Genomic DNA, 20,491 nt, shown 5'->3' with positions numbered 1-20,491 from the left:
TCGCCCGGCTTGCGGTTGAAGGAGATGCAGATTGCGACGAGAATTGCAGAGGAAATTGCAGAATGAGAATCTCGACCGCGCAAAGGCATTGGTGTGCGCAGCAATGTTCGCAGCGCAAAAGAGAAGCGCGCTTGGATAATGGTACTGCTTCGTCTGAATCGGTAGCGACCGCAGGTTGGATACAGCGACCTTTCGGGACTACCGGGTCTTTAGCCCGAAGCACTGCGCCGGACCGCTTCCCCCACGCGCACGCGCGAACTAGCGGGAGGTCTCCGCAACGGTTGAGCGCTTTGTCTGCGCTACCCCGGAGACCCAGCGGTCGCAGTAAAGCGCGTAGCAGTCATGACCGCAGAACGACAGCCCGGTGCTGAATTCCTTGAGATAGCTCGCGCCGATTGGTTCACAACAAAGCATACATAGGGTCCTCGGGCGCAGCGTCACGCCATTCACCAGAATGAACCTCATGTGGCGCCTTTCAATGCGAAGAAACGATCTCACTGGCAATCGCCCACCCCAATTCAGCCGACCAGGAACCAACGAAGCGTCTTGCAGACGGCTCCAGCATTTCTCTAAACCGGTCAATGCGCTTCGCTGGTGCCTGCGCATGGTTCGTGCAACGGCCGTGCCAGACCGTCGAATTCTTCCGACCGTCGTTTCCTAAGCGAAGTGATCACCGGCGATCCTGGATACCGTGTCCCTCGACTTGAGAGCGTCCGGGACGCAAATTGCGACAAAGATGCAAATTGAGACTCTCTGCGACCTGTAGTTGGGATTCCCCGGGCCCGGCGTTTGCAATGCAACATGGGCAGTATATCCGGGATGCTTGGAGTGAATTTGGATCGACTGGCTGCTTCCCGCTGATCTCAAGAAAGCGCTTCGATAAGGTTTCTTCAAAGTCATCTCCGGCGAGCGCAATCGAAAGCGAATTTATTCGCAATGCCAGGCTTACAGGCGCATGAAATCCACCACGAGCAAATGCTCGCGGTGGACCAGGTTGGGGTTCACGGAATTAGAACTGCACGTCCATGAATCTTCCCGGCATTGAGATCATGCAAGGCCTTGTTTGCATCCGCGAGACGATACTCAGCGGTTGCTAACTCAACCAGACCGCGGTCTGCGAGCGCCATCAATTCCGTCAGCTCGGCCCATGTGCCGACGAGATTGCCGATAATGTTCTTCTCTGTAATCACCATGTCGACGGTCGGGATGCGGATATCCTCGCCGTAGCCAACAACGTAGTAGCTGCCCATCGAACGGGTCATCGCCAGCCCCTTGGATGTCGTGCCCTTTTCTCCGACGAAATCGATCACCGCCTCCGCGCCGTTTCCGGCGGTCAGAGCCAGAACGGCAGCCACCTCGTTGCCGTCGGCCGCTACCAGGTGATCGGCGCCCGACTTTTCAGCCAGCTTCAGCGAAGCTTCGGACTTATCGACCACAATAATATCGGCGGCGCACATTGCTTTGAGGCACTGGATTGCGATGTGACCCAATCCACCTGCACCGATCACGACGCAGAACTCACCTGGCAAAAGGTGACGCGTGGCTTTCTTGACCGCGCGATAAGCTGTGAGGCCAGCATCCGCGTAAGGCGCCACCTCCTTGGGCGCTAGCGTCCGTGGCAGCGGCACGATATTCCGTTCCGAGGTGCATAGGAATTCTGCATAACCGCCGTTGCAATCCAGACCCGGAAATGTGCCGGGACCATGCATGTCGAAGCCGCGCCGACAGGCGAGACACGTCCCTCCAGTGATCTTCGGATGAACGATGACGGGATCTCCCTTTTTCAGTCCCTCGACCTCCTTGCCGACCTCCTCGACCCAACCTGCATTTTCGTGACCCATGATGATGGGGAGGAGCTTGTCGCCGGACGGATCCATGTGCGGCTTCCAGACACCTTCGATGATGTGGAGGTCGGTCCTGCATACGCCCGCGCCACCGATGCGGACGATGACGTCGGTCGATTTCGTCAGTTTGGGATCAGGTACGTTTTCTTCGATGACCCAACGGTCGTTGGACAGCTTCTCGTCATACGCTTTCAATACTTGGGCTCTCATGGTCTCCTCCGTCTGCCCAGCGAACCTTGTGCTCGCCGTCGCGGGGGGCGCCTCAGCATTTTTCGTGCCAGCGCGATTGCTGTTGCAGCGCGATGCGGGACGTGCTGGAGCCCATCATTGGCCACACTCAACCCTCATCTTGTGGAGGCCGCCGCACGAAGGCGCCTGCTCCGGGTTCGCTGACTGCGCCAGTAACGACATCAGCGAACCGCGCGATCGAGATCGAACGAAAACGAAACAAAATCAACGAAGCAGATCGATATTCAGCCGCTCATGGTTGCAGGTTCGAGTCCTGCCATCTCTCCGGTGACCTGCGAAATAATTCTCGGCGGATGCAGGTGAGTCGTTAGCAAATCAGCAAGCAGATCCGCGCGGGCTTATCCGAGGGACGGGACCGTTGGGGGAAGCACGGTCACGTTTCGGAGGAGCTGGCGCGCCGGCCCTGAGCGTCGGCTCCTCTTTTGGACCTTGTGTGAGTTAGGCAACAGCCGTTACTCCGCGTGCCTGCTAAGGAGATGATGCGGGGAATTTCAGGGCCCTAGCGCTGGGAATGACGGGGCGCCGCCGGGACAAACCATTTCGGGACCGGCGGCGTAATTTTTGAGGTTTACCAGGCTAATGCGTGAGAGGCGTCTCGATATGACTGGCGACAAGATTGCTACAAAGGCCGTGCTATTCGCGCTGGCCATCGGCATTGCCGTATGGGCAACCATGGGGGCGCCCGAGCCAGGCACAACTTCGCCGATGCACGTTGCCAGCAGGCCGTAAGAGCCCCTACAGGGCTTGGGAGATGGCGCTGTCGCTTTAGGTCGGCGTCATTCGAGCGGTAGAGAAAGCGCCGGCAGCGGCTTATTGCCCTGCTCGCAACCTGTTCGTCCCTTGAGCGGTAGAACCGGCGTTGAGGCATCCGGGGCAGTCCGGCCCATAAAATGGATCAGATTAGCGCCCGATGACCACTCCACATAACTAACAGCCGAAAAGGCGACCACTCCCACGACGAGAATACTGAGCACTGAAGCGGCGGCTGCTGACGGCAAGCTTTGGCTGCTCAAAAACGGCATCACGATTCTCCGACACCGAGTCGCCACCCATCCTTGCGTTATGCCAGCTCGCGATGATCGAGTGTGAACGGCCTCACATTTCACGGGCACTTGATGTCGAGACTGGGCCCGACGCCGGTCCACGGCCGGCGGGCCAATTTTCGTTGATTCAGATCCAGGCCGCGGCCCAGTCGGGCAAACGATCCGGAAGCGGCTTGTCGAGCAGGCCGGCGACAAGCACGCCGAAGGCTGCGCCTTCGATGGCCCCTTCAGTGAACTCGACGTTTTCCGTCCTATTCGAAATGGAGGACCGCTGAGGCCGTCGCCCGCATCCCCTCGATAGTCGTGGGGCGCATTGTGATCAAGCGAGCGAAAATCATTCGCAGCCGATCCATGGCGCCCTCAAAGGCTTCTGCGGCCGCGGTATCGTCAACACCCATCTGGTAAAGCCGGAGAGTCTCCTCGCTGGCGGCATCGCGGAGGCACGATATTTCCACGAAGCGGCTCGATCAGTTCGGCTCGAGATATTTGGGCGGCAAGGGTGACGCCCGTCCGTGTTCTCCACCGCAAAAAGCCCGGACCGAACGGGAGCACCGGTAGGTAATTAGCCCCTTGCACTCGACTCCTAGTTGATTCAGAGTTCCCGAAGGGGATCACCGGGAGCTAGACGATGACAACGATCGGCACCGTGACTTTTCTCGTACTGGTCGGAATTCCGATCGCTTTGATCATTGGCGCCCGTTTCAACGCACGCGCAGCCTATCGGAAGCAAATGACCGATAACGCTATGCGTTCGATGGGAAACTAGCGCCTTGTTCCCATCCTTGGCGGCTCGTCAGCCGACCGAATGTTCGAGCCGCGCTTGCCGCAAACCGTGCAGACGAACCGCGCCTCGACATCGGAAATGCGCACCTGATCAGGCCACCTCGAGGCATCCATTTGGACGTTGTGCGAGCACCCGTAGTCCTTGCTGAAGACGATGATCCGCGTTGCGCCGGTTTCGCGCATTTCGCCGAACGTGATCTTGGTGGGATAATCGTTCTTCATGCGCAGGATTACAGCGCTCGTTGGCGCGACCTTCAATCCCACGAGAGCTAGCGGTTCAGTGCCAGCTTCGACCCAAGAAGTCGGTCAAGCCCAGAGCCCACCCACCTTAGCGCGGACTCGCTCTCACGGTATCGGCTTCAGAGCCGGACGATGCGGATCGATCGTATAGGGAGGAAGGCCTAAAGCTAGACGTCACGGTAAAGACGAAATGAACTCGCGGCACGGCTCACAGATAAAGCCCTTTTCGGATCGCACCGTCATTGGCTTGCAGCATTGTGGGCATTTCATACCGCGGCAACGCTGCTGCCAACTGCACGTTCCTACAGCGATAGTCTATTCGCTCGACGAGAAACGGGCCCAGCGAGGGGTTACGCGCTGAGGCCAAGTCGTCATGTCATCACGAGAGGTAGGACGCTCAGCCGATCAGCAGCCAACTTACGCTGACGATGAGCGCCACGAACGACATTTCAGCGAAGCTGAGAAAGCCGTATTCAACACCATTCATGTGATCGAAACTGAACATGCTCGCAGGATCGCCGGGAAGCGTCATTCCCGCATTTAGATATGGATGTCAGTGAGGGTGCCCCAAAGAAACGGCCCCAGCACCCTTGGAGGCAGTGCTGAGGCCGTTCCTCATTCCCATTGCTTGCCGAGCCGCCGCTATCGGTAATCGGGCTGGCCCCTCTGGGCCTCAAAAAGTTGTCCTTAATGAAACCGCCCTGCCCAGTGCGGGGATGATCGAACCAAAGCGTAAGCCAGTCAATTAACTTGCGTGAATCAAAGGTAAACAAATCGTCCGGATGCTTAACGGACGGGTGTCGATCCCCGCTCGGTAGGACTACTGAGTTGGCATGCCTAATAGTTCTGCCCTTAGCAATTCTAATGGTCCGCCAACCGTTCTCCCTCCACAGCGGAACTGTTACAGGCGTTCTCCGTGGGTGAACGTAGTTCCGAGGTTGAACCGATCCGCACTTCCCACATCTACTAGGAATGGAGCTGGATCGGGAAAAAATGGTAATCGAACGGAAGCTGGCGCGCTGCCGTCAGTTAGCAGAACAATTCGCTGATGGCCCGACTGCCAACCAGATCCGCGAGCTACAGGCTGAACTGCAGGAAAGCCTACGTGTGCTAGATGAGTGCACCCGACGGCAAGACCGCCTCAGTTTGCCGTGGCACAAATTGCACTAGCGGCCATCAGGCATTCAGGAATAGGTTTTCAACCCCAACCGCAGGGGTTGTGTCATGGGCAGTGACCTACTTGAAAGAGTTTTCATTGTAATCCTTGGTCTGACTCCGCTTGCCATCATCGGTGTTGCAATGTTCGCGCCGTGACGACGCCGATGCTGAGCCCGCGTGAAAAGAAACTCCTGAGGCGCATGGCTCTCGGGCGGCGTGATACTCAGATCGCCACGCAGATCGGCGGGACAGAAGCGCAGATATCGGTCCAGCGCCTTCGCTTACTCAGGAAGCTCCAAATCCACTCTCAAGCTCAGATCGTGGATGCGGCGGAAAGATTGACTAGTTGGCCTACAGTAGTCTTTCGCAAACCTGGCTCGGTGCATCGGGCCCGGTAGATGGCCCCAGCAACGGCCCCCATGCCCCCAAAGTTGCTGGGGCCGCTCAATCGTAAGGCCGCCTCACGGACGGCGGGAAGAAGTTCACGAGCCCGGATGAGGGAGACGTAAACAGATGGGTTCTCAATCAGGTGCTGGCACCAAATCCTTTCGTTCGTAATCTCACGTCAATGATGTATCTGTCCCAAGTCACCGGCCTCTCCAGGATCAACTATCCACACAGCCAGTTTATGAAGCGCATAAATTTCGACGCGCTGGGAAGACCCGAAAAGCCATTCATATTCCACAACGCCTGGAATCTCGATGAGCATAAACTCGCGTTGTTTTCCAACCGCCCAATGCCCAAGAAGGTCGATGAGAACAAGAAGGTCGATGGGAAAGAGTACAAAGTGCCTATCAGCGCATCCAGCTTATGTGCGTGTTCAGCCCTTCCCGTCGTCGAAGAAACCGTAGAGATCGACGGAGTTACCTACTGCGAAGGAGCACTGGTCGATACGGTCAACTTCGAGAGCTTGCTCCAGGAGCGTCATAAGCCAGGCGATGAGCTGGACGAGATATGAGTGAGCTTGATCGTCGATTCAAAGCAAGTCCGCAAACCGGAAAACCTTCACGATCCTTCGGAAAGCGATGAGGCGGGATGGCGAGAGGTAAAACAAGCATATCACGAATGTCGAAGGCGGGTTGCGTAACGGCAAGGTAAAGCAGCCTTGAGGCCGACCTGCTGAGCCAAGCTCCAATATCCGCAGTCCAGGCGGAATTATTGCAGTCGGTCGAGTAATGCCTTTGCCTGCTTCAGATCCTGCGTTTCAAGACCCTCGACGAACCAGCCGTAGATGGGCACGAGCAGGTCGAGCGCTTCGCTGGTTCTGCCCTGATCGATCCACAAGTTGGCGAGGTCTACTGATACTCGAAGTTCAAGGGCCTTCGCGCGTTGGCTTTTTGCAGTTGTCAATGCGTGATCGAGCAGTGATCGTGCATCGGTGCTGGCCTCCGGTGCATCGCGGACGAGCAATACGCGCGCTTTCAATCGATACAGCTCGGCCTCAAATATCCGTTCGCTATTGCGGCCGGTTGTAGCGAGACCCTGCTCAATCAGTTCAAGCGCGGCTTCGCTTTGATGGCTCGACAACAAAGCGGCACTCAGGAGCACATACAGTGCTGTGATGCCAAGCTGATAGCCCGCGCCGCGATATTCGTTCATCGCCGTGCGGATTTCCTCGAGCGCAGCGGACGAAGGATCAAGGAAGGTGGCGCTTATCCCCCGGATGGCGCGAGCCAATCCTCGCCACTGCCGGAATCCGAGCTCTTCCGACAAGGCGAGACAACGATCGGCATAGCGGTGTGCCTTTCGGAAGTCACCCCGAAGAGCGTGGAGAATGGATGCATAATAGCATCCATAGGCCTGCGAATGCGGATGACTGATGACGTCGGCACGCTGAAGGGCGGCATTTACACGCGCGAGTGCCGTATCAGCACGGCCCTGCAGCCAGAGCGCCCATGACATCAGAGCCAGGTCGGCCACACCCGCATCCTGGCCGGCAGCACGCGCCGCCAATCTGTCATGCTCGCTGCTCGCTTCGAACGCTTCGAAGGCCCGTTCGATCACCTCCTGGGCACCTACGAGATTTCCCATGAAAAGGCGTATCATCCCTTGCCCACGCATCGCGTTGAGCAACGTTGGTCGATCGCCCCGACCCTCCGCAAGATCGAGCAACACCGAGATCATTTCCTCGGCGACCGGCAACTCGCCACGAATGACGCTCGCGGTGGTCAACCAAAACATGATTTGTAGTCGCTCGGGGGGATCTCCGAGCCGCTGGCACAGCTCGCGCGCTCGCGCAAAGGTCGCCACCGCCTGGGGCGAGGCCGGCCCCTGGGTGGCAATGAGGCAGGGCCCGAGCTCGTACTGGAAATCAAGCTCCAGCCGGTCCTTAAGTGCACCGTCGGCCAAATGGGCCGAGACCTCAATGCCTTTGCGCAAGTGTGCGATCGCTTCGAGGTTGGCGGAGCGCATGGCCGCTTTCTTGCCTGCCTGGAGCCAATATTCTCCCGCCTTTTCGAACAATCCCGCCTCGGTAAGGTGGAGTGCGAGAGTCTCGGGTTGAGACTCCACAATTTCCGGGAATCGTTGCTCGAAAGCGTTGGCGACGGCGGCATGCAGCGCTGCGCGTCGGCTCTTCAGAAGTCCCGCTTCGGCAGCGTCCCGCACGAGCGCATGCTTGAAGGTGTAGACCGCCCGGGGTATCTCGCCTCGGCAGAATATCAACTCCGCCTGAACCAACTGGGCAAGCGCCTCCTCAAGCCGTTGCCTTGGCAGCTTGGCGACCACGCTCAGCAGTTCGTACGAGAACTCGCGTCCCACAACGGCGCCGATCTGAGCAACTTCCTTCACGGGGGCCAATCGGTCGAGCCTAGCCATCAGCGATGCGTTCAATGTCGTTGGAATCGCCATCGAGGGTAGCGGACCGCTGACCACGTAATGGTCGTCTCGCTCCTGCAGCAAGCCGGTTTCGAGCACCGCCTTGGTCAGTTCCTCGACGAACAGGGGCACGCCGTCGGTGCGAGCGAGGATTTGGTCCAAGACCTCCTCCGGGAGCGTCTTGCCTGCCGTGACGCGCTCGATCAAGGCCGCCCCGTTGCGCCGGTTCAGCCGTGTAAGCGAGACGGTCGTCACATGTGCATGACCAGGCCAGGGCGGCGTGAACTCTGGTCTCGCGGTGATGAGCAGCAGCACTCGGAGTCGTGGTACCTTTTCCAGTGTAATCGTGAGCAGCTCCATCGAAGTCGGGTCCGACCAATGGGCATCCTCAAAGATGATGAACACTGGCTGCCGCGCCGCCAACGCTTCGAGCTGAGCCGAGAATGCCGCCAACGTCATCTCCTTGCGTTTCTGCGGACTGAGCTCGGGCAGCTGGTAGCCGTCACTGACCGGCAGCGACAGAAGGTTTGCTAGGGCCGGCACCACACGATCTGCGTCGGCGCCGGACCGCAACAGCAGAGCTTCAAGCTTGGCAAACTTCTCCGGCGGCGCTTCGCCTCTTTCGAACCGGGCAGCACGTTCGAGATTGTCGATGAACGGATACAACGCACTGTTGGTATGGTGCGCCGAGCAGAAATGGCGGACCGTAATGTGTGGTTCGGCTTGGAGCCGCTCTTGAAGCGCCAGCGCGATGTGCGACTTACCGATACCTGGCTCTCCGGTTAGAACCACTACGCAACCTTCGCCCGAAGAGGCGTGCTGCCAGCGCCGCAACAGCAGCTCGATCTCCTCGTCTCGCCCGATTAAGGGTGTCAATCGAGTCCTGTGCTGAGCCTCAAAGCGGCTTTCGACTCCAGTCGTCCCGAGCACCTGCCAGGCAGGTATTGGCTCCGCCCATCCTTTCAGCGCGATGGAGCCAAGATCGCAGTATTCGAAATATCCTTCGGTGAGCTGGCGCGTACTCTCGGAGATCAGCACCGTACCGGGCTCGGCAAACTGCTGCAGACGAGCAGCCAGATTCGGTGTCTCACCGATCACCGCCTGCTCCTTGGCGGCGCCTTCGCCGATCAGATCGCCCACGACGACCATACCGGTAGCGATGCCAACGCGAACCTGCAGCTTGGTGCCGATATCTGTCTGCAGGTTGGCCACGGTATCGACCAGTGACAGCCCCGCCCGTGTCGCCTGCTCGGCATCGTCCTCGTGCGCCAGGGGGTAGCCGAAATAGGCAAGCACGCCATCCCCCATGTAGCGCGCGATAACGCCCTCGCTCCGGGCGATAACCTCAGCGATGCAGGCGTGATAGTCGCCGATTATCGAGCGCAAGTCCTCCGGGTCCAGCCGGGCCGAAAGTGCGGACGAGCCCACCAGATCGCAAAACATGACCGTGATTTGGCGCCGCTCGGCGCTGTCTCGCGGCGCTGGTTTGGCAGCCGCTTGGTCCGATTCAGCGACATCATCCTCAAGTTCCGCAATTGCGCGCAGCATCTTGCGCCGGTGCCCAAGCAGGACGCCGAGGTCCTTGAGGTCCTGCTCCGTGAGATCGCCGACGACCGAGAGGTCGATGGCATTCTCTGCGAAACGATCGGCGTACTCTCCCAAACCGATCGATGCCAGCCACTCTGCAATACCTGTCATGGTATACCTATGGCCAATAGGGATAAGAGTAGCACATCGCAGAGACCTGCGAAGGCACATCTGCAAATGGAAGCACCGATCGCGAGACTTCTCAGCCAGTTTAACACATTGGCTCCGGCGAAAGGTGGGCGCTGCCAAGCGATGCCATGAGGCCCCGATCGCGAGCGCCTTCGCGACCGTGCAATAGCCAACTCAACGTAAAGCCTCGTTTGGCGCGAAGCACAGCTATGAACAGAGATGCCTAGTTGCCCTCGTTCCAGATGTCGGTGGTCAGCTTCCAATCATCGCCGCTCTTCTCCCAAACCACGACATACTTTCCAGTCACATCCTTCGGTGTCGGTCCCTTGGTCTTGAGGGCGAACGTCCCAATCTCGCGCGCCGCGGATGGGCCAAGGGGCTTAACGTCAAGGGTTGCGAGCTTCGGATCGCCAACTTGTTCCGCCATGCTTTTCCACATTGCTTCGATGGCTGATCGGCCGTGCACCATCGCAGAACCTGGCGGGAATGCGGTCGCATCCGTGCTGTAGAGTGACGCAACTCCAGAGAAGTCGCCCTTGTTGAACAACTCAATCCATTTCGCATTGATGGCCTCGATCTCGGCTCTTTGAGCCAAAGCCGGTGCGGCAAACGAGATCACGAATGCAATCATCAAGGCTATGCTACGCATGATCATCTCCAAATATGTTCGATGCGAATGCAGGGCGGACGTTGACTTGACAAGAACCGGATGCGTTGAATGAGGCATCCCAGACCGGGTTCGGCGCGCCAGCAATTCCGGGGAATTACCGTCAGCAACATTGACTAACCAGCGCAACGCGCGCCTCACCGGCGACCTGAGCGGTTTTGATCCCAATGAGATTGCGAACGATCTGATGCGTGCTGGGCTCGAGCTGGTCGAGGATCTAGAAGAAAAGAAATGTGGGACCGCTACGCAAGAGGCAGCGCCACTATCCTTCAACCGCCGGCGCATAGCGCTGGCACGTTTGGGGCAGTCACAGCGCCTCACCAAGCGCTGATGTCGGCTTCGGGTCCAAAAACTGACGGTGTCCTACCAAGAGACGATTGCCGCCTATCGCTCGACAAGCAGACAGGTAGCTTAGCATTAAGTCCCTTTTCGCTATCGCTCAGACGTATCAAGTGGGCGCATCTCGTGCGTTATGGTAGCAAATGCTTCGCGCACCAATTCTCGAGCCGGATGCTCGGCCAATGTGAAGCCCATAGTGACGACGTATCGCATTAGGATTATGGTGCGCTCGGAGGGCGTTCGCATCTGCTGCAATTTCAGTTGCCCATCCCAACGATGAAGAGCCAAAGGTTCATATCAGCCTTGTAGGAGCGTTTCAGCTGCCATTGCCGCCCCGGACCCCACGTCCGGAACGTAATCAGCGACCGAAACAATCAACAAGAACAATGAAACTCGATTCTGATTGACCACCTTTATCGCTGTTTGTTCACCGGGGTTTCGGTGCAGGATAGCGACCGCGCCGATTGGGCCATGTGGCTCAAAGCGCTTGGTGTCGAAGATCTTCGAGCCGACCGTGGGCCGAGCTAATAGGATCGAAAACTAGCTCCGCGCGTTGATTAGTCAGCCCAAATGGGAGGTCAACAATGATTAAAGAGCGAGACCGACGGGCGCCGACGGCTGCGGAACGCGAAGCAAACAAGGCATTCAAAACTGTCAGGCCGAAGGATGCTATGACGGATTACGCCAAAGCGCAAAAAGCGGTCCATGATAATCGAGAGCGCCTAAAGGCCGAACGGCTGGCGCGGGAGGCAGAAGCGGCCGACCGCACAAAAGCAGGCTAAGCGTCCCATGCGGATGATCACGGACCAAAGTTTGTGGAGGGTGAAATGGCCCTGCACTTCCGCCGAGTCGATACTGAACTGGAGATATGGATCGCAAGCAGCGACGACTATTCATTCGTCATCAGCAACGAGAGCCGGAGTGGACCTGGATTGCATGGAGAGCCGGGCTTTGTTGCATCATATCGCCCCGACTTTCTGAATATGCCAGCGGCTCACGTATCCGGGTCTCCCTTCAGTTCGTTCGCTGAAGCCGAGCGGGCCTGCAATGCGTTCCTGGGTCGCCTCATCATTAAGGGATGACTACCGTTATCCGCCCTTCACCTTCGCGCGGCGGCAATGACGACGCGATCGGCGGGCTAGGAACGTGGACGCGTCTTCCGGAGTTGCCATTGGCGCAAATAAACAAGGGAGTGAAGCGCGATGGGACGAGGCGTCTTGCTTTGGCTTTGGGCGTGCCAATTCCCGTGATCATCCTGCTGTGGTTGTTCTTCGGGCACTGACTACGGCGTAATTGCCGGGCGACGTGCACCACGCAGTCTACCGGCGCAGATGCCTCGCCAGGCCCCTGTCAGGATTGGCGCTTACACTCCCCCCGCTTGGGCTGGTTGCGCATCTAACCTCGCTCGGAAGGCCTGTTCGCCTCGCCCATCGAACCGACCCCGCCTATCCATGTGCCGACGACCTCAAAGTTCGAATTAAAGGCGACAAGATCCGCGCAGTATCCGGGCGCGATCCGTCCAAGCTCGGACCCAAGGCCCAGAAATGCCGCGGGCGTCCGGGAAGCCATGATAAGAGCATCGACAAGGGAGATTCCGATGAGCGCAACAGCGTTGCGCACCGCCTCGATCATGGTGAGGTGAGCGCCCGCGAGCGTGCCATCCCGGTCAGTCAGGCGATTGTCGTGCAACGTGATCTCCCTTCCCTGTAGCAGGAATTGCCGGTCGCTCGTGCCCGCCAATGGCATGGCATCGGTAACCAGCATCAATCGATCGCGTCCCTTGCAGCGCAAGGCAACACGCAAGCAGGCGCGGTCAACGTGGATGCCGTCGCAGATGATCCCTGCAAACAACCGGTCATCTCCCAGCGCGGCGCCCACCAAGCCCGGCTCTCGGGCGGTTAACTGCGACATGGCATTGAACAGATGGGTCACCCCCGAGACACCGCGATCGACTGCCTGCCCGATTTCGGCTGCGGTGGCGTCGCTGTGGCCGGCCGCGATACGCAATCCAGCGCCGATCAATTCATCGATCATGGACGCGGGCACGCATTCCGGGGCCAAGGTCACCATGGAGCGACCGCGGTCCCCGAAGCTTTTGATGGTGGCGAGATCGCGCCGATCGGGCACGCGTATCTCGGCTTCCGGATGAATGCCCTTGCGAGACCTGTTGAGGGCCGGACCTTCCAGATGAAAGCCGAGCACGCCAGGAATTTCGAGGCACGCCTGAGCTGCTACAGCCAATCGTTCGATGACCTCGCTTCGATCGGTGATGAGGGTTGGCAAACAGCCCGTGGTGCCGGCCTTGCGGTGCGCCTCGACGATGCGGCGAACGCCGGCCTCCGATGGCTGGTCGTTGAGAAGAACGCCGCCGCCTCCGTTCACCTGAACATCGACAAATCCGGGTGCAAGGATCGCATCTCGGGGAAGGTGGATCGAGGCGCGCGCCTCCTCGGTAATGCCTTCGATCCGCCCCTGCGAGATCCTGACCAACCCCGGCCCGCGCATGTCGGCACCATCAAAGATGTGCTGCGCAGCAATCGAGAGAACCACGGAAGACCCAGCTTGGCCCATAAGTGCTAATCCGAGAATGCCAATCACGGGCTCGTGAGGCGAGTCCCGTGCTGTAAAGGTCCTTATATGTACACAACGGGATTCGGGGACCCGGAGCTAAATCCTTGCGTTAACTTCTCATGGAAACAAAAGGTACCACCTATCTCGACATCGATGGGGGCGGAACCCGCTGCCGCGCCCGGATCGAGGACGAAAATGGCAGGGTACTCGGTGAAGCGAGCTCGGGGCCTGCCACGACCCGGATTGGCTTCGACCGGGCCTGGCGGTCCATCATGGAGGCCACCGAAGCGGCGGCCGCACAGTCCGAACTGACGCACGAGGATTTCACGCGGATGCACGCCGGAATTGGCCTCGCCGGCATTGGTCGCCGGGGTGCGGAAGCGGCGCTCAAAGAGATCCCGCATCCCTTTGCCTCCGTTATCTTCATCAGCGATGGCCTGGCTGCCTGTCTCGGCGCCCATAGCGGCGCCGACGGGGCCATTGTGGTCACCGGCACGGGCTCCGTGGGTGTCGGCCTGATCGGTGGCCGCGAGATCCGTATCGCCGGTTACGGCTTCCCCGTCTCGGACGAAGGCAGCGGCGCCGACATTGGCCTGCAGGTCGTTCGACTGGCGCTGCGGGCCGCGGATCGCCGCGGCGAGCTGACACCATTGCTCGCAGAGGTGCTGGGCGCATTCGATCAAGATCCTTATCAGGCCGTGGCGTGGTCCGAAGAAGCCAGGGCCACCGACTACGCTGCGTTCGCGCCGACCGTGATGCGGCACGCCAATCAGGGCGATCCGGTCGGCCGCCGCATTGTCGAACACGCGGCCGATGCCATTGGCGATCTGCTTGATCTGTTCCTGGCTAAAGGAATTGACCGGCTCGCGCTGGTGGGCGGGCTCGCGGATGCGATTACGCCCTGGCTAACGCCTGACCTGCGCGCCCGCCTGAGGCGTCCTGACGCCGACGCAGCGGCCGGCGCGCTGCTTGTGGCGCGAGGGCGGCTCGACCTGCGCAAGCTGGACCCGCCCAAGAGAGAAACTGACCATGAACAGACTTCGAAGTTCCGCGTTTGATGGTGCTTGGATCACGGATATGGCCACCGAAGAAGTCGATCCCAGATTTGCCGACCTTGATGCATGGTCGCTGACGTCAGCGATGGAAGCGATGTGGGAGGGCCAGCTTGCGGCGGTCGCCGCGATCGGCCATGCCCTTCCCGCGATCACTGCGGCAGCCGAAGCGGCCAAGACGGTGCTGGGCGACCGTGGTCGCATTGTATATGTCGGCGCTGGCACGTCAGGCCGCGTGGCGGTCCAGGACGGCGCCGAGCTGACGCCGACCTTCGCCTGGCCCCGCGAGCGCGTCCGCTTCGTCGTTGCCGGCGGTGACAGCGCGTTCGTCACCAGCATCGAGGGCGCGGAGGACGATGTCGATGATGCAGTCACGCAGATCAGCGCCGCACGGCTCACGCCGCACGACGTGGTGATTGCGGTAGCCGCCAGCGGCACCACGCCGTTCACGGTCGCGGCGCTGCAGCAGGCAGGGTCTTTCGATGCAGTAACGATTGGTGTCGCCAACAATCCCGGCACCGCACTGCTGGCATTGGCAACGTTTCCGATCCTGGTCGAGACCGGCCGAGAGCTGATCGCCGGCTCCACGCGGATGAAGGCGGGCACCGCGCAGAAGGTCGTGCTCAACCTGATCTCCTCAGGGATCATGCTGCGCCTTGGCCGGGTATATCGCGGCATGATGGTGAACATGCCGCCGACCAATGCCAAGCTAAAGCGGCGCGCCGAGGCCATGGTGGCGCAAATCGCGCGCTGTAATCCGTCGCACGCGGCACGCTCGCTCGAGCAGGCCGAGGGAGACATCAAGATTGCAGTCCTTCTGGCGCTCGGTGTCGACAGGGTTGATGCGGAGACCGTTCTGGAGAACTGTGACGGCAACCTTCGGCAAGTGTTTGTCGAGCTTGCCAAGAATCGTGACTCGCATCGTGACCGGCTCCCAAAGGGAGCGGCGGGACGCGGCCGAGGCGGAGTGGTTGAGCCGTGACGACATCCGCGATGGCGAGCGAAATCGGGGAAAGCGCGGATGTTGTCGCCAACATTGTTCGCAGCCGACCCGCCACGCGCGACATCGCACAGCGGATTGGGATTGACTCCGCCCCTTTGTGCGTCGTGTGTGGTCGGGGAAGCTCCGGGCATGCCGGGGTTTTCTTGAGATATCTTGTCGAGACGCGGCTTCGCCTTCCCGTTTCAGCAAGTGCTCCCTCGGTGATCACGGCATTTCGCACACCCTTGATGCTGCGCGATGCGCTGTTCATCGTGATCTCGCAATCCGGGCGCAGCCCGGATCTTGTCGCAGCGACCAGGTCGGCACGAGCCTCGGGCGCACGCACGATTGCAATCGTCAATGCGACGTCGTCGCCGGTGGCTGACGAAGCGGAATTCGTCGTTCCGATCGAAGCCGGCCAAGAACACTCCGTAGCGGCGACGAAGACCGTGATCGGCTCGATGGCCGCCGGTGCCGGACTGGTTGCCGAGCTGGCGCAAGATCGTGCGCTACGGTCAGCCCTCGACCGGCTACCCGAGCGCCTGCACCGCGCGCTGGCGCTCGACTGGTCGGAAATTGCCGATGATCTCGTCAAGGCGTCAGCTGTGTTTGTGGCGGCTCGGGGCCTGGGCCTGGGCTCGGCGAGGGAGATCGCGCTCAAGCTTTCGGAAATCATGCGCCTGCCCTCCATCGGACTGAGCGCCGCCGAGCTGCAGCATGGGCCACGTGCCGCGTTATCGTCGCGCACGCCAGTTGTCATGATGCGTGTCATGGATGAAACGGCGACTACGGTGGACGCACTGGCAGAGGAATTGCGTGAGCAAAAGATCGCGCTGCATCTCTGCGGCGGACCGCATGGCTCGCTGCCTTGGTTGGTCGAGGATGACCCCGCCACCGACCCGATCACCATGCTCGTTCCGGCCTATCGGATGATCGAGCAGGCGGCATGCGCCCGCGGATTTGACCCGGATCGTCCCCCTCGCCTGAGCAAGATTACCGAGACGTTTTGACTGATCGCTGGCTGGCGACCAAAGCGGGAGCGAAATCGTCAAAACGTAACAAACGCGAGCAGAAGCGACCGAATGCGCGACAAAGGCAACGAGGCTGATCGCTATTCTGCCGCTCATAGCGGTCTGGTTGCAGGTTCGAGTCCTGCCGGGCCACCAATGAGATTAATGTCTTACGGGATCTTGGTTGTCCCCACCGCGACGACCGCAACAGAAACCGCACCAGATACGTGCTGTTTTCGTTCACACGAAAGTTCGCAACGGCGTCAGGCAAGCTCGTCTGCTGATGAGTGGACGCGACAGTGCCACCCACGATCCTTGCCTTTCCCGCCGACGGAGAGGGATCGACAGAAGCAGTCTCTCCTTTGGCAATGATGTCGGCTATCTCCGGCAAAGCGGAAGTCAGCCACAACGCCAATCAAGTCGCTAAGGGCCACAAGCGGAAGCAAGCCAGCCCGTTTCTCACAACGGCTCCCTCAGCCCATGCTCCTTCGGTATCAGCACAAGCCCGAGCTGCGGATCGTCCTGAAGCTCTCCGAGAATAATGCCGTGCCCGTTGTAACCAACTATGGGGCAACCGGGGTGCAGGAGGATTTTCACGGTCTCGGTATTGATCGATCCCTTGATCACGTGATCAACGCGTGCGGTCAACAGTTCCACCTGATAACCAGAACCAGCGCGTTCGACTCGCGTACGATCGTAGACCGATGCTTCAATTATCTCGGAGGAAGAAAAGCGGGGGTCGGTCGGAACCTGCGCAAATAAAATACTTGATCCGGCGCCTGGGATTACGCAGGCAACGGCGTTGGTGCACGCGACGCAATAAATCGCAAAACAGAGCGACCATGTACGCAGATGGGCAAGCGGTTGTTTATTCATCGCACCACGATGCCAACTCTTTGCGAGGTCGACAATGGGCCAAGAAGAGACAGCGCTTTTCGCTTGTTGCCTAGATTGGGGCGCGTCGGAAGCTATGCTTCAACCCGTAGATGTTGTAAATTTCTCAACCACATCCAAGAAGCGGAATGTCCAGATGGGAGCCTCGATTAGCGACACCGCCTCCACAATCCTGTTGATCACGCTCCTTGTTCTGGGGTTCGTCGCGACGGTCCTGTGGGGGCCGTCCTTCGAGCGGCTCGGCGACGACGTTGAGGCCCCGTATATCTTCAAGCTATCCCCCAGCCCGTTCTGCGTGTGGCCAAGCGCTGATCATCGTTCGATGAACGTTGGCCGGTCGCCGCGCGACAATAGCCAGCTACATCCATTCACCCATTGGAATTTCTATTCAGACAATTTCGAGCCCCCTGGTCAAACCCCGTCTCTCGATGACGCGCTTACACACCGGCGGATTGAAGGACCCACAGCGCACCGAGGAAGCCGGCGACAAAGTCCGAATTGGCTCTTCGCCGTGCAAAGACGTGTCGGCAAGCCTATGCCGGCAGCACGATCACCTTCGTATTGACGGGCGTTCGCGCATATAGGTCGATCATGTCCTGACTGAGGAGGCCGGTACAGCCGCTCGTAATGCCGTTCCCAATCGTTTCGGGGTCGGTGGTGCTATAGATCGTGTAAAGCGTGTACACCCCATTTTGATAGAGGTAGAGCACGCGGGCACCAAGTGGATTGTCGAGACCTCCCGGCATGCCGCGAGCATATTTGCCCGCCTCCGGCTGGCGCGCGATCATCTCCTTAGGTGGCGTCCAGGTAGGCCATTCGGCTTTGCGCCCGACATAAGCCTCCCCGCTCCACCGGAATCCATCGCGGCCGACATTGGCTCCATAGCGGGTCGCGTTTCCCTCGCCCTCGATGCGGTAAACATAGTATTTGCTGGGATCGACGATAATCGTACCGGGCGCCTCACTACTGTCATAGCGCACTGTCTTGCGAAGATATTTCGGATTGACCTTACTAACATCGACCGCAGGGATCGGGAATTTCTCGTTCGGCACAGGCCCGTAGACTTTCTCCGCCTCGGCCAAGCTCATGTAGTCGGATGCGCAACCGGCCAGGCCCAGTGCGGCGAGACCAGCAGCGGAGCCGAACAGAAACGCCCGGCGGTTGAGAGGCCGCGACCGAAGCCCGGGCAGAGCCCCCTCACCCAGCGCGCCGGCGTCGGCAATTCCACGGTCCATGATCATGATTTCGGATTTTCCAGTGTCCCGTTGTACGGCCGGACCAGACTTTGGCATACGGGATAGGGAGGGAGGAGAAAAAGTTCTTCGTCATTCGAGGTTGAACCTCCTTGACCAACAGATGGCCTTTTGGCTGCCGCCTGGGAGCAGGCAGCTGACGGCCATTTCTATCCATGTCGCGGCCGGCGACTTCGAAGCCGAACGTGGGTTTATGGTGCGCTCGGAGGGAGGTCGCATTTGCTGCGGTTTCAACGACTTATGCCGATGACGTGGATCGAACGGGTCCTTTCAACCTCAAAGGGGCGTTTCAGCTCCTGTTCAGGAGGCGCATCGCCCTTGCCTGACTGCCTCGCGGTTCGGTCACTATCATGGCTCCTCTGACGACAGCTGAGTCTCGCAGCGAAGCGCAACGGAGCGCGCCTATCCAGATCAAGGATGCGGCGTTTGCCCTGCAGAGTGAGTGTTCGGGCACGCGCTAGTTGCTTGCCGGGCGAACCGATGTGTGGCCAAGCCGGGTCCGGCAATGGCTCATCAGGTATTGGAGCCGTTGGGCGGCAAGACCTAGCGCGGCCATCTCGGCGCCGTCGGCGCCCTCACCGCCTGCATTCCTGGCGAGTTCAGCCTTGAGGATACCGTCAATTCTCCGTTCGATTTGGTCCAGTTCGGCCTCGCTCTTCGCCATCCTGATTTCGTTGCCAAGCTCGTAAAGCGGCTCCAGCATACTTTGCGGTCCGCTGCCTGAGCGGGCGAAACGCCAGGCTGCCACGAGGATGGAGATCAGTGAGCCCAGCAACAGCGACCCGTAATAGAGCTTGTCGTCGTATTTGTCGAAGAAGCTCTGCTGGTTGCCATTGTAGTAGGTCGCAGCTCCCGGATGGATCGGGATCAACGCATCCGCATCCGTGCTCGGCGCCGCGGCCTGGGCCAATATCGGAAACTGTGACAGCAGATCCCGTTTTGCATCGACCAGTGACTGCGCCAGATCGGTAATGGTGTCGGCATTGACTGACTTATTGGCGACGAGAAAGTACGACAAGCGCAGCGAGGTCAGGTCATCGGAGGGAACCGGCGGAGCGCCCCGCAAGGTGCCTTTCGGGATGTCATAGCTCTCGTATTGCTGCGCGACGTTGGCGACCGCGCCGGCCGACTCGATTTCGATCAGTTTTGGCGCTGACCCTTTGGCGCGTTCCTGGTGAACGAATTGCCTGACTTTGGAGAGGTATTTTTCCGTTAGAGGAACAACGGCCAGCAACGCGTGAACCTTTCCTGATGCGAGCGACGCCGCGGCGTCGTTGATGGCAACATTCAGAAAGGTGACCTTGGCGCGGTCGAATTGATACACCTGCTTGAGCGCCTCAACTGTCGGGGCGTTGATGGCGCCGCCGACCACGCCAATGGTCATATCGTGTATGCCACCGAGGCTGTCGGCGCTGGTGGCTGCGGGCGTCACGATCAGGACCACCCCATGGGTCAGGAGCAGAACGCTCCGCGCGTCTGCCAGGCCTCTGGTATCGCCTCGAACGATTGCAAGATCGGCCTTGCCCTCCGCCAGCAGTTCGGCGGCCTTCGCTGAACTTCCGGCATCGCTGACCTTCAACCGGACATGCGAGTTCGACGCCGACAGGCGCGCTGATATCGCCGAGATCAGCGCCAGCGACTCGCCATCGGCCGACCCGGCAGCCACGGTGAGCGCAACAGGCTTTGCGAAGTAGCGATACGCGAACCATCCGCTGCCGATCGCCGCGGCCGTGGCTGCTCCGACAATCAGTATCCTGAGCCATCGCGGCCACAGATTGATTGCGAGGTTGCTCATGGCATCACGGTACGAACGCCAGCATCAGGCCGGATACCCTAAGGAAACGCTGATGCCCGCCTGCCCCACCAAACAGCA

General features: G+C 59.6%; 19 protein-coding genes. 9 read left to right on the top strand and 10 right to left on the bottom strand.

Features of this window, described 5'->3' with window-relative positions; all coding sequences use genetic code 11:
* Positions 1-1,001 precede the first annotated feature (1,001 nt).
* Together IF803_RS31795 and IF803_RS31790 are read right to left on the bottom strand one after the other, a co-directional pair.
* Complete coding sequence (locus tag IF803_RS31795; protein ID WP_028345445.1) at positions 1,002-2,054, bottom strand: NAD(P)-dependent alcohol dehydrogenase; 1,053 nt, start codon at positions 2,052-2,054, stop codon at positions 1,002-1,004.
* An 815-nt stretch (positions 2,055-2,869) separates the two neighbouring features.
* Entirely contained in the window at positions 2,870-3,115 is a 246-nt protein-coding gene (locus IF803_RS31790) for a hypothetical protein (RefSeq protein ID WP_155258917.1), read from the bottom strand.
* Between the two features lie 649 nt (positions 3,116-3,764).
* Here IF803_RS31790 and IF803_RS31785 point away from each other — a divergent pair.
* A complete protein-coding gene (locus tag IF803_RS31785; RefSeq protein WP_155258918.1) occupies positions 3,765-3,902 on the top strand; it encodes a hypothetical protein in 138 nt (45 codons plus the stop codon).
* Here IF803_RS31785 and IF803_RS31780 read toward each other — a convergent pair.
* Positions 3,899-4,141, bottom strand: coding sequence for a hypothetical protein (locus tag IF803_RS31780; RefSeq protein ID WP_461194782.1), 243 nt, complete (start codon positions 4,139-4,141; stop codon positions 3,899-3,901). The genes IF803_RS31785 and IF803_RS31780 overlap by 4 nt on opposite strands.
* A gap of 415 nt (positions 4,142-4,556) precedes the next feature.
* Positions 4,557-4,691 carry a hypothetical protein gene (locus IF803_RS31775; protein WP_259244931.1) on the bottom strand — a complete coding sequence of 45 codons (135 nt, stop codon included), beginning with the start codon at positions 4,689-4,691 and terminating at the stop codon, positions 4,557-4,559.
* 790 nt (positions 4,692-5,481) lie between these two features.
* Here IF803_RS31775 and IF803_RS31770 point away from each other — a divergent pair.
* On the top strand, positions 5,482-5,715 hold the full coding sequence (locus IF803_RS31770) for a LuxR C-terminal-related transcriptional regulator (RefSeq protein ID WP_080687064.1): 234 nt from the start codon (positions 5,482-5,484) through the stop codon (positions 5,713-5,715).
* Between the two features lie 170 nt (positions 5,716-5,885).
* Positions 5,886-6,275 carry a hypothetical protein gene (locus tag IF803_RS31765; protein ID WP_461194780.1) on the top strand — a complete coding sequence of 130 codons (390 nt, stop codon included), beginning with the start codon at positions 5,886-5,888 and terminating at the stop codon, positions 6,273-6,275.
* A gap of 197 nt (positions 6,276-6,472) precedes the next feature.
* Here IF803_RS31765 and IF803_RS31760 read toward each other — a convergent pair whose 3' ends face one another.
* A complete protein-coding gene (locus IF803_RS31760; protein ID WP_461194779.1) occupies positions 6,473-9,832 on the bottom strand; it encodes an AAA family ATPase in 3,360 nt (1,119 codons plus the stop codon).
* A gap of 241 nt (positions 9,833-10,073) precedes the next feature.
* Positions 10,074-10,499: a YybH family protein gene (locus tag IF803_RS31755; protein WP_461194778.1), complete on the bottom strand. Its 426-nt coding sequence runs from the start codon at positions 10,497-10,499 to the stop codon at positions 10,074-10,076.
* A gap of 130 nt (positions 10,500-10,629) precedes the next feature.
* Between IF803_RS31755 and IF803_RS31750 the strand changes: the two genes are divergently transcribed.
* The 3 genes from IF803_RS31750 to IF803_RS31740 all read left to right on the top strand — a co-directional run bounded on the left by IF803_RS31750 (position 10,630) and on the right by IF803_RS31740 (position 11,938).
* Positions 10,630-10,848 carry a hypothetical protein gene (locus IF803_RS31750; protein ID WP_461194777.1) on the top strand — a complete coding sequence of 73 codons (219 nt, stop codon included), beginning with the start codon at positions 10,630-10,632 and terminating at the stop codon, positions 10,846-10,848.
* Positions 10,849-11,440: 592 nt separating this feature from the next.
* Positions 11,441-11,638, top strand: coding sequence for a hypothetical protein (locus tag IF803_RS31745; protein WP_461194776.1), 198 nt, complete (start codon positions 11,441-11,443; stop codon positions 11,636-11,638).
* Between the two features lie 45 nt (positions 11,639-11,683).
* On the top strand, positions 11,684-11,938 hold the full coding sequence (locus IF803_RS31740) for a hypothetical protein (RefSeq protein ID WP_018272925.1): 255 nt from the start codon (positions 11,684-11,686) through the stop codon (positions 11,936-11,938).
* Between the two features lie 313 nt (positions 11,939-12,251).
* On the opposite strand, the gene nagA is transcribed toward IF803_RS31740, so the two are convergent.
* Positions 12,252-13,427 (bottom strand): N-acetylglucosamine-6-phosphate deacetylase, encoded by a 1,176-nt coding sequence (nagA, locus tag IF803_RS31735; protein WP_028344260.1) that lies wholly within the window; start codon positions 13,425-13,427, stop codon positions 12,252-12,254.
* A gap of 119 nt (positions 13,428-13,546) precedes the next feature.
* Here nagA and IF803_RS31730 point away from each other — a divergent pair, with 119 nt between their 5' ends.
* The 3 genes from IF803_RS31730 to IF803_RS31720 are packed head-to-tail and all read left to right on the top strand — an operon-like array spanning position 13,547 to position 16,471.
* The gene (locus IF803_RS31730) at positions 13,547-14,485 is read left to right on the top strand and encodes a glucosamine kinase nucleotide-binding domain-containing protein (protein ID WP_461194774.1); all 939 of its coding nucleotides are present in this window, start codon (positions 13,547-13,549) and stop codon (positions 14,483-14,485) included.
* 19 nt (positions 14,486-14,504) lie between these two features.
* Positions 14,505-15,461 carry an N-acetylmuramic acid 6-phosphate etherase gene (locus tag IF803_RS31725; protein WP_028344258.1) on the top strand — a complete coding sequence of 319 codons (957 nt, stop codon included), beginning with the start codon at positions 14,505-14,507 and terminating at the stop codon, positions 15,459-15,461.
* 11 nt (positions 15,462-15,472) lie between these two features.
* Complete coding sequence (locus IF803_RS31720) at positions 15,473-16,471, top strand: SIS domain-containing protein (protein WP_461194771.1); 999 nt, start codon at positions 15,473-15,475, stop codon at positions 16,469-16,471.
* A gap of 459 nt (positions 16,472-16,930) precedes the next feature.
* Here the strand turns inward: IF803_RS31720 and IF803_RS31715 are convergent, their stop codons facing one another.
* From IF803_RS31715 to IF803_RS31705, 3 genes are all read right to left on the bottom strand, one after another.
* Positions 16,931-17,347, bottom strand: coding sequence for a hypothetical protein (locus IF803_RS31715; protein ID WP_461194769.1), 417 nt, complete (start codon positions 17,345-17,347; stop codon positions 16,931-16,933).
* Positions 17,348-17,898: 551 nt separating this feature from the next.
* Complete coding sequence (locus tag IF803_RS31710; protein WP_461194767.1) at positions 17,899-18,606, bottom strand: L,D-transpeptidase; 708 nt, start codon at positions 18,604-18,606, stop codon at positions 17,899-17,901.
* A gap of 469 nt (positions 18,607-19,075) precedes the next feature.
* The gene (locus IF803_RS31705; RefSeq protein ID WP_461194766.1) at positions 19,076-20,413 is read right to left on the bottom strand and encodes a TAXI family TRAP transporter solute-binding subunit; all 1,338 of its coding nucleotides are present in this window, start codon (positions 20,411-20,413) and stop codon (positions 19,076-19,078) included.
* Between the last annotated feature and the right edge of the window lie 78 nt (positions 20,414-20,491).

This window comes from Bradyrhizobium sp. UFLA06-06, assembly GCF_054820065.1.
This window is presented reverse-complemented; position numbering and strand designations above follow the sequence as displayed.

Excerpts from the sequence above, each read along its gene's own strand:
- IF803_RS31740 (WP_018272925.1), top strand. The coding sequence starts at position 11,684 with ATGGCCCTGCACTTCCGCCGAGTCGATACTGAACTGGAGATATGGATC.
- IF803_RS31790 (WP_155258917.1), bottom strand. The coding sequence starts at position 3,115 with ATGCCGTTTTTGAGCAGCCAAAGCTTGCCGTCAGCAGCCGCCGCTTCA.
- IF803_RS31765 (WP_461194780.1), top strand. The coding sequence starts at position 5,886 with ATGATGTATCTGTCCCAAGTCACCGGCCTCTCCAGGATCAACTATCCA.
- IF803_RS31770 (WP_080687064.1), top strand. The coding sequence starts at position 5,482 with ATGCTGAGCCCGCGTGAAAAGAAACTCCTGAGGCGCATGGCTCTCGGG.
- IF803_RS31795 (WP_028345445.1), bottom strand. The coding sequence starts at position 2,054 with ATGAGAGCCCAAGTATTGAAAGCGTATGACGAGAAGCTGTCCAACGAC.
- IF803_RS31715 (WP_461194769.1), bottom strand. The coding sequence starts at position 17,347 with ATGAATAAACAACCGCTTGCCCATCTGCGTACATGGTCGCTCTGTTTT.
- IF803_RS31755 (WP_461194778.1), bottom strand. The coding sequence starts at position 10,499 with ATGCGTAGCATAGCCTTGATGATTGCATTCGTGATCTCGTTTGCCGCA.
- IF803_RS31775 (WP_259244931.1), bottom strand. The coding sequence starts at position 4,691 with ATGACGCTTCCCGGCGATCCTGCGAGCATGTTCAGTTTCGATCACATG.
- IF803_RS31730 (WP_461194774.1), top strand. The coding sequence starts at position 13,547 with ATGGAAACAAAAGGTACCACCTATCTCGACATCGATGGGGGCGGAACC.
- IF803_RS31705 (WP_461194766.1), bottom strand. The coding sequence starts at position 20,413 with ATGAGCAACCTCGCAATCAATCTGTGGCCGCGATGGCTCAGGATACTG.
- IF803_RS31745 (WP_461194776.1), top strand. The coding sequence starts at position 11,441 with ATGATTAAAGAGCGAGACCGACGGGCGCCGACGGCTGCGGAACGCGAA.
- IF803_RS31785 (WP_155258918.1), top strand. The coding sequence starts at position 3,765 with ATGACAACGATCGGCACCGTGACTTTTCTCGTACTGGTCGGAATTCCG.
- IF803_RS31725 (WP_028344258.1), top strand. The coding sequence starts at position 14,505 with ATGGCCACCGAAGAAGTCGATCCCAGATTTGCCGACCTTGATGCATGG.
- IF803_RS31710 (WP_461194767.1), bottom strand. The coding sequence starts at position 18,606 with ATGATCATGGACCGTGGAATTGCCGACGCCGGCGCGCTGGGTGAGGGG.
- IF803_RS31760 (WP_461194779.1), bottom strand. The coding sequence starts at position 9,832 with ATGACAGGTATTGCAGAGTGGCTGGCATCGATCGGTTTGGGAGAGTAC.
- nagA (WP_028344260.1), bottom strand. The coding sequence starts at position 13,427 with ATGGGCCAAGCTGGGTCTTCCGTGGTTCTCTCGATTGCTGCGCAGCAC.
- IF803_RS31720 (WP_461194771.1), top strand. The coding sequence starts at position 15,473 with ATGGCGAGCGAAATCGGGGAAAGCGCGGATGTTGTCGCCAACATTGTT.
- IF803_RS31780 (WP_461194782.1), bottom strand. The coding sequence starts at position 4,141 with ATGAAGAACGATTATCCCACCAAGATCACGTTCGGCGAAATGCGCGAA.